The sequence below is a fragment of the Ectobacillus funiculus genome, assembly GCF_004138295.1.
GTDB classification, from domain to species: Bacteria; Bacillota; Bacilli; order Bacillales; family Bacillaceae_G; genus Ectobacillus; species Ectobacillus funiculus.
Genome location: NZ_SCFM01000095.1, coordinates 1 through 10,555 on the forward strand (window position 1 = coordinate 1; position 10,555 = coordinate 10,555).

Annotated in this window: 13 protein-coding genes and 1 pseudogene; 7 read left to right on the top strand and 7 right to left on the bottom strand. The window is 38.8% G+C overall.

The genetic code is table 11. The features are described 5' to 3' along the window. Nucleotides 1-357: 357 nt before the first annotated feature. From EP737_RS26685 to EP737_RS24510, 4 genes are all read right to left on the bottom strand, one after another. The gene (locus tag EP737_RS26685; RefSeq protein ID WP_129731937.1) at nt 358-531 is read right to left on the bottom strand and encodes an aspartyl-phosphate phosphatase Spo0E family protein; all 174 of its coding nucleotides are present in this window, start codon (nt 529-531) and stop codon (nt 358-360) included. Between the two features lie 559 nt (nt 532-1,090). Continuing rightward, nucleotides 1,091-1,384: a hypothetical protein gene (locus tag EP737_RS24500; protein WP_129731939.1), complete on the bottom strand. Its 294-nt coding sequence runs from the start codon at nt 1,382-1,384 to the stop codon at nt 1,091-1,093. Nucleotides 1,385-1,526: 142 nt separating this feature from the next. Further along, nucleotides 1,527-1,838: a helix-turn-helix domain-containing protein gene (locus EP737_RS24505; protein WP_129731941.1), complete on the bottom strand. Its 312-nt coding sequence runs from the start codon at nt 1,836-1,838 to the stop codon at nt 1,527-1,529. Between the two features lie 133 nt (nt 1,839-1,971). Beyond that, nucleotides 1,972-2,985: a helix-turn-helix domain-containing protein gene (locus tag EP737_RS24510; RefSeq protein WP_129731943.1), complete on the bottom strand. Its 1,014-nt coding sequence runs from the start codon at nt 2,983-2,985 to the stop codon at nt 1,972-1,974. A 1,204-nt stretch (nt 2,986-4,189) separates the two neighbouring features. Here EP737_RS24510 and EP737_RS24515 point away from each other — a divergent pair. After that, nucleotides 4,190-4,390: a cold-shock protein gene (locus tag EP737_RS24515; RefSeq protein WP_129731945.1), complete on the top strand. Its 201-nt coding sequence runs from the start codon at nt 4,190-4,192 to the stop codon at nt 4,388-4,390. A 160-nt stretch (nt 4,391-4,550) separates the two neighbouring features. On the opposite strand, the gene EP737_RS24520 is transcribed toward EP737_RS24515, so the two are convergent. Next, nucleotides 4,551-5,099: a DUF3967 domain-containing protein gene (locus EP737_RS24520; protein ID WP_129731947.1), complete on the bottom strand. Its 549-nt coding sequence runs from the start codon at nt 5,097-5,099 to the stop codon at nt 4,551-4,553. A 181-nt stretch (nt 5,100-5,280) separates the two neighbouring features. Here EP737_RS24520 and EP737_RS24525 point away from each other — a divergent pair, with 181 nt between their 5' ends. Continuing rightward, the gene (locus EP737_RS24525; RefSeq protein WP_129731949.1) at nt 5,281-5,463 is read left to right on the top strand and encodes a hypothetical protein; all 183 of its coding nucleotides are present in this window, start codon (nt 5,281-5,283) and stop codon (nt 5,461-5,463) included. Between the two features lie 249 nt (nt 5,464-5,712). Here the strand turns inward: EP737_RS24525 and EP737_RS24530 are convergent, their stop codons facing one another. Beyond that, entirely contained in the window at nt 5,713-6,180 is a 468-nt protein-coding gene (locus EP737_RS24530) for a hypothetical protein (RefSeq protein WP_129731951.1), read from the bottom strand. Between the two features lie 1,058 nt (nt 6,181-7,238). On the opposite strand from EP737_RS24530, the gene EP737_RS24535 reads away from it, so the two are divergent. Continuing rightward, complete coding sequence (locus EP737_RS24535) at nt 7,239-7,640, top strand: VOC family protein (RefSeq protein ID WP_129731953.1); 402 nt, start codon at nt 7,239-7,241, stop codon at nt 7,638-7,640. 578 nt (nt 7,641-8,218) lie between these two features. Beyond that, nucleotides 8,219-8,446 (top strand): annotated as a pseudogene (locus EP737_RS24540) (DUF3967 domain-containing protein); the annotation flags it as partial. A gap of 66 nt (nt 8,447-8,512) precedes the next feature. Here EP737_RS24540 and EP737_RS24545 read toward each other — a convergent pair. Beyond that, a complete protein-coding gene (locus tag EP737_RS24545; RefSeq protein ID WP_425455964.1) occupies nt 8,513-9,031 on the bottom strand; it encodes a YhcN/YlaJ family sporulation lipoprotein in 519 nt (172 codons plus the stop codon). 500 nt (nt 9,032-9,531) lie between these two features. Here EP737_RS24545 and EP737_RS25860 point away from each other — a divergent pair, with 500 nt between their 5' ends. The 3 genes from EP737_RS25860 (at nt 9,532) to EP737_RS26690 (ending at nt 10,548) form a co-directional block, all read left to right on the top strand. Then, entirely contained in the window at nt 9,532-9,684 is a 153-nt protein-coding gene (locus EP737_RS25860) for a hypothetical protein (protein ID WP_165350923.1), read from the top strand. Nucleotides 9,685-9,969: 285 nt separating this feature from the next. Continuing rightward, entirely contained in the window at nt 9,970-10,170 is a 201-nt protein-coding gene (locus tag EP737_RS24550; RefSeq protein WP_129731955.1) for a cold-shock protein, read from the top strand. Nucleotides 10,171-10,413: 243 nt separating this feature from the next. Then, nucleotides 10,414-10,548 carry a hypothetical protein gene (locus tag EP737_RS26690; protein ID WP_281278931.1) on the top strand — a complete coding sequence of 45 codons (135 nt, stop codon included), beginning with the start codon at nt 10,414-10,416 and terminating at the stop codon, nt 10,546-10,548. Nucleotides 10,549-10,555 lie beyond the last annotated feature (7 nt).

A 10,555-nucleotide genomic window follows, 5' to 3' on the forward strand; every position in this document is an offset into this window, starting at 1 on the left:
TACTGAAGCGACGAAATTTGAAAGTTTTTTCATTTGATTTACCTCCTTAATGTAATTGATTACACTGTATATTTTTTATGTTTTTTTGGCAAATCAGCTATATATTCATGGTAACGGAAACAATGAAAATGAAAGCGAATAATTCTTCCATTTGAACTACTAATACGACAGGTTAGGTACATTTAGAAACATTTTGGGTGCCATTTTTTCAGAAAGATAGAAGAAGAGTATAAAAGGTTGTTCCTTTGCTTTTGGGCAGAGACTGGCTGGGGGTGTGTGGGTCATGAGTGATTCTGTTCACTGAATATGAATGGAGTATACAAAAAAGGATACATCTTTTAATAAAGATATATCCTTTTAAAAATTTGCCTGTAATTTTATCTCTGTGCTTTGTTTTTTTAGAGAGGAATTTATCAATACGTCTAATTGTTGACTACATTGGATCGTTTTAGGGTGGGTTAGTCCATATACTTTCCCTAAATAGAATAGTTGCTCTCTTTTTGTTTCAATTAAATTTGTAAGACTAATCATAGTGGCAATCCTTCTGTCTAAAGTTAAATAGTAAGTAGATTAAATAATAACTAAAAGTAAGTTCATATAAAATAGTCCAAATTATGGTATACATCTAGAATATTTTTCAATACATTTCTGTTAAAATTGTATACAAAACATTCGACAAAACCTACAGTATTTCCTTCTTTTTTAAGAGTACTTTTTATTAGGTTTTAGCACTTCCCTTGCTTTTGGGCAGGGGATGGCCGGGGGGGTGTGGGGCAAGGCCCCCACATGAGCGTGTAGGTATAAGGGGAGGGGGCAATACCAACAGACGGATAATCTGGCGGTTCGGCTCGTATAATTGCTCGTGCAAGCCGATAACCCGAATCTTGCTTTTGGTTAGCCGGCTTGGCGAAAGAGCCAAAACGAGCCGAACAAAATCATGCAAGGAGGCGAGAGCCAAGGTGGAGATTTTTTGAGTGGGTTTCTCAAAAATACTACTTGGTCCTTGTGTGATTTTGAGCCCCTAATATAGAGAGTTAAATAGTAAGTGAGTGTTATGAAAGGCACAAAATATCGGAATAAAAGCCAAACCCTATGCGCTGCTATCCTGCTTGGATAGCTCCTCCATTGGATTACCCTCTAGTTCAATACGCTTCTTGTATGCTTTCTTTATTATTTTGAATTGCGGGCTTTCCTTCTTCTTAATTCCTAAAATCTTCAGGTATGCTAAATAAACGCTAAGTTTTTCTGTAACTCCGAGCTGCCAATCCTTCCCCTTATAATTCGTAATAATGTTGTGCATCTCTACGAAAAGCTGTCTATTTTCATCTTCTAAAACCTTTCGGTCTATTACTATTGCGTTGGTTACGTCCATTGGCTTAACCATTCTTAGCCCTCCTTCGGAATTTATAAACGTCACAGGTTGTCGGAATAAAAGCCAAGCCCTTGCCCATATTCTAGGAATGTTAATAGCATAGCTTCGTCAGTAGGCTAGTTTACTCCGAAGCTAGAATACGAATATTCAAAGTCTATTTTTGCTTCAATCGCTCTACTAAGGTTTTTATTAGTTCTATGTCTGATTGCGATAGCTGCGAAATGTCTCCCAGTAAGTCCTGCATATCGGGACTGGTTGACTTAGAAACTTTAACGCCCGAAATAATGTACTCTATAGGTACTTCGTAAAGCTCCGCAAGTCTAATTAACATACTTAAGCTCGGTTCATATTTTCCTGATTCGTAACCGGATAGTGTATTATTTGCTACGCCGATAATCTGAGCAACCTCTACTTGTTTAAGTCCCTTCTTTTCTCTGCATATTCGCAACCTGTGACCAAAGTGCATATAAGCTCCCCCCTTCCATTCAAGTCATTTAAAGCCACAGGAAGCCCGTTAGCGCATCTTATCGAATAGAGTAGTAGTTTCCTATGTATTTTTCGTTAAAACAGCTTATCGGGCGATTACAGGCGTATGAAAGTTATGCGTTAGCAGTCTCCTTTTGGTACATCTTCATTTCTTCCTCTAATTGCCGCTGAATAGCTAATAGATCTTCGGTATTATCTTGCTGCTGCTGCTTTTCACCTGCTTGTTCCGCTAATTGCTGTTTCACATCTTCGGATAAATCCTCTTTGCGCGTTGACTTGCGATTGCTACCGCCTTGATTCTTCTGGCGCTGCTTTTGCCCAAATGACTTCATCTTATCCTCAACTATGCTAATCACGTAGTTTTGTGCCTTCTCCCAATCTGTACCGCCTATCTGCTTACAGTTAGCAGCTACATCTAAAATAGCTTTGATAGTCTTTTGGTTAGTAATTTCACGTTCTGCAATTTTAGCATTCACTAAAGAAAGAATATCAGCCTCCGTGATAACGGTAGGTAATACTTCTTCTTCTTCAAAATCTTTTAAAGGTTCTTTTAAACCTATTCTATTTGGGTGATACTCAGAGACACCCTCCCCCTGTCTCTCTGTGACAGGGTATTGTTTACTACCCTGTCCTTCTGTGACAGGGTAATTAGAATCGTGTTTTTCATCGATTTTCTCTGATTTTCTCGTTCTTTTGGTCGCTACTATATCTTTTCTCTTCAAAACATCCTGTTCGCCGTGTTCCTCTGTATATAACTTCTCCAGTGCTACCAATAATGGAGTTAGGTCATAATGATTCGGTCTTTGTACACCTGTTTCTTTATCGGTCACATTGATAATATCCAAATACCCTTTTTCAAAAAGGCTGCTTAAATATTTTTGTACATTCCGTAATGATACTTCCATGTCTTTTGCTAATGTTTCTTGTGAAGGAAATGCATTTCCATCTTTCCCGCCATAACCGAAAATGATTGTGAGCAATCGGTACTCTGCATTTGTAATATTTAAAGCCTTGCATTTTTTAGCAAGGTAGTTAGGGGTTGGAGTAAATCCCTCTTTAAAATACACATTGTATTTTCCCCAAACGATTTGCATTTTCATTTCATCCATAGCTTTTAATTGATTCATAATAAAAAGACCTCTTTTCCATTTGAATTTACGAAAAATGGCAAGAAGTCTCGAAAGGATAGAGTTGACCCTCTAAAAAACTATGTGCTAATATGATGCTAATAACATAGTTTTAAAAAAGGGTATACTATGCCCTTTAAGCTTCTTACGGGAGCCTTTTACCTGAACATTCCGCCAAGTTTGATACAGGTAAAGGGCTTTTTTCATTTTTGCGTATGTATTTTTCCTAATCTTAGCTTAGCATTGTTTTCCAATCTAGTTCAATTAAAATATGAGGAAGGAGCTGCTAGACTAGCAACCCCCTCGCATTTTATAAAACAACCTGGTGATTTAATTGTTTATGTAGATGATGAAGAGCAATAAAAAAAAGCCATCCCTAACAAGGAAGGCTTTTTGTGCGTTTCCAATGTTTTGTAATACCTGGTTTAAACTGTATTGAACTACCCCCACCTACTCGCTAACGCTCCTTGAGGTGGGAGATTCCGTATCTTCTTCCTAGGAAGCGAAATACAGAGCCGTTCAACAGGCTTCTCATAGAGCAAATAGGGAGAGCTCACACTTCCTTGTAAGGAGCAAAATCACCGAGGTGACTTTGTCCCTTACAAGGAGTGATAGCTGCTTCTCTTTTTTTACCCTATACGTGTTGCGATGTTCTTGCACCAATGCGCCCACCATTCTGGAGCTAGATCCTCTGGCCTTTGCAGCAAAATGGTGGTGATACAAGAACAGGCTGCGCCATTCCAAACGAGGTCAGGTTTCTATTTCTTCTAACCAAACTTTTGGTACATACTTCTACAAAACATCACGTTCTGGTTGGATCAGCCCATAGGTGCAAATCTCTTCGCTGAATAGTGGATTGGTCTGTCTCAACACATGATAGAACAAATGCGGGTGAAGCGCTTTGAATCTCCTTGTCAAAGCACCCTATTGCTTCCAGTAGTCCCCTTTCCCTTTTGGTTTATTTTGGTAATTTTACCAAAAGAACGTACGTTTGTCCAGTTGCATTTCCCTATTCATCAAACATGCTAGGCGGTTGCCTAGCCGACATTCATCCCCCACTTACCACTGGGCTACGCCCATCACGTGCTTGAAGCGGGGGTTTTCTGTCGGAAAATGATAAAGTATAATAAAGTTAACTATTTTGTTCGGTGAAAGAACAAGAATGATAATATAATGTGGAATCATCCACACAGGGGGAAACAGCATGCTACAAGGTACAGTAAAATGGTTTAACGGTGAAAAAGGTTATGGATTTATCCAAACAGAAGAAGGACAAGACGTTTTCGTTCATTTCTCTGCTATCCAAGGTGAAGGATTTAAAACTTTAGAAGAAGGTCAAAAAGTTACATTCGAAATCGTTGAGGGTAATCGTGGAGCACAAGCTGTTAACGTTCAAAAGCAATAATGAAAAAGAAGCCTTTCCCGAATCAATGGGAAGGCTTTTTTTCATGGGGACACGATAGGGACATTCATCCCCTTTTATTGATATCACGTTTTCACTAGGCTTTGCCTAGTCTATCACCCTATGTGATAGCAGAAATCCCTTATGCTCTTCAAGGGCATCCCTACTTCCCGAACAGTCTCGCCCAAAAGGATTGGCTAGAACGCCTCTGTTCTTCGGCTGCTATGAGGCGTTTTGTTTCCTGTGTATCTCGTATCAATTCCATAAGTGCAGCATCCCTTCCGGCTTCCCTTTTTTCTAGCTGATCCTCTAAACGCTTCACATGCTCGATTAGGGCGCCTTGCTCCTTCCGCATACGCTCCATTTCAAGAAACATAGCTTGTAATATTTCTTGTGTTTTATCGTCCGTCATAGCACTGTTATGAGGCGTTATAGTAGGCGTTTCTTCCGTAACATCGGTTGCTACGGTATCGGCTGTATCGCTTGCCATTGCTACATTTACTGCCTGTTCTAGCGTTATTCCCTTCTTCTCCATCGCTGCTATGACCCTTTGTAATAACAGAACGTCTTTGTTATAAAAAATCCTAGAATTATTTATGCCACGCTCAAAGCGGTAATTAGATTCCTCCAGGGCTAAACAATACTTTCTTAATGTGCTATCTGCGATCTGTAGTAACTTAGAAACTTCCTTACTCCAGTATGTCTGTTCCATTCATCCCTCCCCTTCCTATGTCCGTCACAAGTCTGTTATTCGGTTGCTATAGGGCGTTATCCTTCCGTTATGATACAGGAAAGGACTAGGGAATCGCTAGTGTTTAAATGCCAGGGGAGTGGACATAATGCTGATACCACTAACTGAACGGTATGCACATCAAAATTAGGAGGGATTCATAATGAGAAAGACTATTGATTTAGGTAATTTAATGCAAAACGTACACAATGCTTTGTTGGACGGGAAAGCATCCCCAATGGATGGAGAAGAAAAGTATATAGCTGATGTAAAACAACGGGTGCCGAAAATAGAGCAAGCCCTTCAAAAGGTAAAGAAGTATTTAGATCAAATCTCCCAACCGTAAGCAGAAAGCACCTTCCCCCGGATAACATCAACGTCCAGGGGGTGTTATTTCCTGCTTATAAAATTTCAATTACAGTATGTGAAATTAAAGTTTGTTTGAACGACAATCCGTCCATAACACCGTGTATAACCCTATTTGTTTTGTGTATAAACGGTTTTAATAATTCAAGATAAGAAAAAAAAGATTTCTCTATCGCAAAATCGAAAAAAGCCTAGCAAAACTGCTAGGCTTTTTTTATAAAATCTTAAACTATCTCTCCATTCCTCGATCTCGACTTCGAGTTTGTTGCTTTTCTAGTTTCTCTTTTTCCATTTGCTCTTGTTTTTTTGCTACGAATTTTTGAGCCCCTTCAATTTCGTCTTTATCAAAGTACTTCTTTAATAGCTTCTCTTTTGCTTTATCTAATATACCAGCCTTGATATAGCCAGCCTTGATGGCGAATTCAGGAATTTTTTCCTTATAAAATTCTTTAACCTTTTCCAGTGTTCTTTTCAGAAAGTCATTCTCTTTTTGCAGTTCCTCTTTGTCTTTTTTTAAATCGCTATTCTCACTCTTTAACAATTCTCTTTCAAGTGACACAGCGTCCTTATCACTTTGCAACTTTTCATTTTTGATTTTAAGGCTCTTATTTTCGTCTCTAAGCGTTTCTGAGGCCCTTGCTAGTACTTTAATATTATCAAAGTCTTCTAACGCAATCTCGACCGTTTTGGAGTGCATAAGACCCCCTCGTTTCACCCTCTATTTTGGGGCTAGATTTCGGCAAAAACTTCCATGTAAAGTATAACCCACTATACTTTACTGCGTAAAGTGTGGGGTCTGCGACGCCTTTTTTCGGCTTCCGCCGAGCCATGCACGCATGGCAAGACCGCGGGGGATTTCGCTCCCCCACCACCCCACGACCAACGGCAGCCCGTTGGATCGCAATAAAAAAAATCAACCAACCCCACCCTTCCAATCTTGGAAGGGCTGCCCCTTCGGCAGGCGCAAACCGAACGAGGTTCGGTTTTTTTCAAGAGGCTTTTGGTGAAGTGAACGTGTCAATTCCCTATCCTCCCGTTCCCTTTCGGGCCCGGTCCGGTACCATTGACACTACCAAAATCTTGTCCTCCAATCATTAAAAGAGAACACCCCTATAAATAAAAGAAAACAAAGAGGCCTTGATAGAGCTCTTTGTTTAGTTAACATAAAATCCGAAAACAGAACTTTAAAATACAACAGATCCCATGCTGTTTTTACCTGTTTTACCACTTATTTACAAATAGTCATAATATTTAGAAAATTTATAATTTTTAGTATTTACAAGGTTCGACTCTGGGTGTATGATAAACACAAGTCAAACATCCATCTTAAAAAGAAGGTGAATCCAGTGGGATAGAGTAAGGCGAATGTACGAATGATGTACAGGGTATAAAACTAAGATCTATTGAAAAAGAGGGTGATACCACCGGAGTAACGAAAGGCGAAGGCGGATGATCCATACGCTGGGTACGAGAAGATCCTAGAACTTTTTCAGGCAATGTTTTTCCTCGCCACAACCCATCTTTTTTTAATTATGAGATTGAAAAATCAGTGAAAGGATTTCAATGTAATGAATGAAGAAATAGTGTAAGCGACCTTGTCCTTCCAATATGGATGACGAGGTCGCTTACTGTTGTTTTATGCTCTTTTTTAGTGGAGTTGACTCTTGATAAGGTTTCTTTTATAAGATTCGCTTCTGTTGCCAGAAGTAGAGTATAGTAGGAGTAGTTGAAAATATATTCCAGGAGGCTACAGCCATGTCACAGGAGATTTGGATTAACCTGCCGGTCAAAGATGTTGAGAGGTCAACTGCCTTTTTCAATGAGATTGGATTCCATGCGGTGAGCGTTGGTAACGAGAGAGCCAAGCTTGCCATAGGACAAACAACGATTCTACTGTTCCCGGATGCGGCGTTTGAGAAATTTACAGGTTCAAAAACCGCAGATACTTCCCATAGCGCGGAAGTAATATTTTCCATTGGCGCTGAAAGCAGAGAAGAAGTAGATGCATTTATTCAAAAAGTAGAATTTGCCGGAGGAAGCATCTTTGGCAAGCCGAGTGAAATTGATGGCTGGATGTACGGCGCAGGATTTGCCGACCTGGACGGTCACCGCTGGAACCTGTTGTACATGGATGAGAGCAAAATGCCGAAACGCTAATATGGAAACACCGGTCACCTACTTAAGGTCACCGGCGTTTTTCTACGCCCCGTATAATCTCATATCTGTCATTCAATCCAAAATCGTTGCTTAGAAGGAAAATTCCTTAACGTTGTAAATCCGCATTTTTCTGATGCTACCCCTCTCGTAAAAAACAAAGATGCATACTGCATTCATGTCAGGTTAACATAATCCCTCATTATCGGAAGTAAAATGGCGAGGGATTCCCTCGGGCATCCGCGCCAACACTGGGTTTCTCGCAATCTCAAACATTATCAAGTATGCAGGATTTTATGCAATGCCCTAGCGGCGCGGCTTTTGACCTCCTGATCTTTTGACAATCCTCCCTACTTTTTGCATAAAATCCTGCATATTTTCTGTTATGGTTTCGTCACCAATTTTTTCACTTTTATAGACATATTTAGAGACTAAGGGCAGACTAGAATGGTAGGGTATTCCGTCCTTATGCTATAGGTATTCCTTAGGGATTGCCCCATATCACACAAAAATTTTAAAGATCCTCAAGCCATTACCTAATTGGAAGTTTGAGCCCCGCCCTTGCCATTCCTTGTGTTCAGATGACTGTTCAGGAGTTGGTTGCTGAAAGGGTAGCTGAACAACTTAAAAAACACGAGGAAAGCTTAAAGGAATGGCTAACTGAACAGCAAAGACAGCAACAAGAATTTCAAAGAGTATTACTCCAAAAAATAGATGAACGTGACCAAAATCTAATGACTATGATCCGTGAAACTCAGGAGACCAAAAAACTGATAGCGGCCACACAGCAAAAAAAGTGGTGGCAGTAAAAATGAGGCACACAGAAATGTAATCTGTGTGCCTCATCCATATCCTGATAGCTCAATCACACTTTTTTAACGTGCATTAGGAAATACTCTTCGAACTGTTTCACTGAATTCTTCAAATAAACCTTTTATCGGATCACCTTGCTTAATTCTTTTTCCGTAATCCTTCATTCGTTTAACAAAATCAGGGTTTGATGATACATATACGTTCCGAATATTCGGATCTGTAGCCCTTACTTTATCTGCAATCTTATTTTTGAGACGATCGGTTACTTCGCCTTTTGCACTATCGCGTAAAACAACTGCAGCATAGGCATTTCGGTTTGTAACAATAACGTTTGCTGTCTTTACTTCGTCTAGTTCTGTTATCCGATCAGCAGCTTCATCAGCTATTTCCATTCGAGTTTCGTTATTACGATCAAAATCATTGTTTTTGTTTATATTGACATCATTCTGCCTGTATTGAACATTTCGGATTTTATTGTTATCGCGATTGTCCATCGCTTCGTTTTTTTGGTTTGCTGCACAACCAAACAGTAAGAGAATTGGTAAAAAAGCCATTACTAAATACTTAACCTTTTTCACTATTACCACTCCTAATATGATTTATAACTTTTAAAATGACCAGATTGGTTATGCAATATACATAAACTAATAATGATAGCAGCCACCCAACAAAAAATGGCGGGAGTTTTGGAAAAAACAATGAGCTCATAATCAAATAAAAACCCCCCTCATTCCGCCGATTCAGAGGGGAGTTTTTATTTGAAGATAGGTGAATACACGGTGTTGTACTCTTTTTCACTGTATTCTTCAGATCACAAAATATACAGGATTTTATACAATTTCAGGGAGGGAAATAAAATGGCAAATTTGCCACAACCTTTGCCATTTCTACACTGTATAAAATCATGCATAACGTGAAAATTCATAGACTGGACAGAAGGTACATACGTATCAAAAAAATAGTCACTTAATAAGGTGACTATTTCTTTGATTTCCTGCATTTCATAAAAAACGCAGTCCTTATCTTCTGTCTCTGTTATAATCTTCTTCAGATAGAAAATACAAAATTGGGGGATACCTAATTGTTTAAGGAAAGAGTTAGCTTTCAAGGAGATATATACACAGTCATTCACGATTACAAAAATGGTATGATTGAAATAAAAAACAAGGATAGAAATTGGGATGTAAAATTAGTTAAACGAACTGAGGTACAGGTTGTAAAAGAAATTCAGTAAAACAGAAAATATATAGCTACTACTTTTATTTCTGCTTTCGCTCGTTATGGAAACGATGGATAAAACGTAATAACAAAATGATTTTTGCTTTTCTGTTGGTAGAGTGCTATAGTGAAGTTAAACCATTTTACTGTTAATATCATAGAGATTTAAATAAGCTGTAACTTCAGGGGGGAGCAAGGTTAAAACTCTCAGAGGTTGCAGTTTTTTTAGCTCTTTTTATTACTTGTAAAATGGTCGAAAATGGATATGTACATAAAGGTACATGGTAGGAGGATTTTTTTCATGGAAAACGGTAAAGTAAAATGGTTTAACAGCGAAAAAGGTTTTGGATTTATCGAGCGTGAAGGTGGAGAAGACGTATTCGTTCACTTCTCAGCTATTCAAGGTGAAGGGTACAAGTCATTAGAGGAAGGTCAAGAAGTTACATTTGATGTTGAGCAAGGCAATCGTGGACCTCAAGCTACTAATGTAAGAAAAAAATAATTGGAATGAAAGGGAAGGGTATTACCTTCTCTTTTTATTTTGGAACAATGATTACGGATAGGCTTTTTTATTTTTGTAATGGACGGAGGTCAACTACCCACCACTTAAACATTAACACGTTGAGGGGGGAGGCTTCTTTCCTGAAAATCTGTTAAATAAAACTGGATCAGTAGAGAATCCGAAAAGTCCATTTCTATACAGAAGTATTTTTACATAAAAAAACCGACTCACGTTTTTATTTTCATGAATCGGCTAGTGAATCTTATGATAGAAAGAAGTCATTATGATTTACTCCTCATTTTTGATGTCTTAAGTGAAGAAGTTTATTTATTACGACGAATTAGAGCGTTTCCGTATGCGTCCATTGATTTTACATAGCTTTCCA

Excerpts from the sequence above, each read along its gene's own strand:
- EP737_RS24515 (WP_129731945.1), top strand. The coding sequence starts at position 4,190 with ATGCTACAAGGTACAGTAAAATGGTTTAACGGTGAAAAAGGTTATGGA.
- EP737_RS24520 (WP_129731947.1), bottom strand. The coding sequence starts at position 5,099 with ATGGAACAGACATACTGGAGTAAGGAAGTTTCTAAGTTACTACAGATC.
- EP737_RS24550 (WP_129731955.1), top strand. The coding sequence starts at position 9,970 with ATGGAAAACGGTAAAGTAAAATGGTTTAACAGCGAAAAAGGTTTTGGA.
- EP737_RS24500 (WP_129731939.1), bottom strand. The coding sequence starts at position 1,384 with ATGGTTAAGCCAATGGACGTAACCAACGCAATAGTAATAGACCGAAAG.
- EP737_RS24510 (WP_129731943.1), bottom strand. The coding sequence starts at position 2,985 with ATGAATCAATTAAAAGCTATGGATGAAATGAAAATGCAAATCGTTTGG.
- EP737_RS26690 (WP_281278931.1), top strand. The coding sequence starts at position 10,414 with ATGAATCGGCTAGTGAATCTTATGATAGAAAGAAGTCATTATGATTTA.
- EP737_RS24505 (WP_129731941.1), bottom strand. The coding sequence starts at position 1,838 with ATGCACTTTGGTCACAGGTTGCGAATATGCAGAGAAAAGAAGGGACTT.
- EP737_RS26685 (WP_129731937.1), bottom strand. The coding sequence starts at position 531 with ATGATTAGTCTTACAAATTTAATTGAAACAAAAAGAGAGCAACTATTC.
- EP737_RS24535 (WP_129731953.1), top strand. The coding sequence starts at position 7,239 with ATGTCACAGGAGATTTGGATTAACCTGCCGGTCAAAGATGTTGAGAGG.
- EP737_RS24530 (WP_129731951.1), bottom strand. The coding sequence starts at position 6,180 with ATGCACTCCAAAACGGTCGAGATTGCGTTAGAAGACTTTGATAATATT.
- EP737_RS24525 (WP_129731949.1), top strand. The coding sequence starts at position 5,281 with ATGAGAAAGACTATTGATTTAGGTAATTTAATGCAAAACGTACACAAT.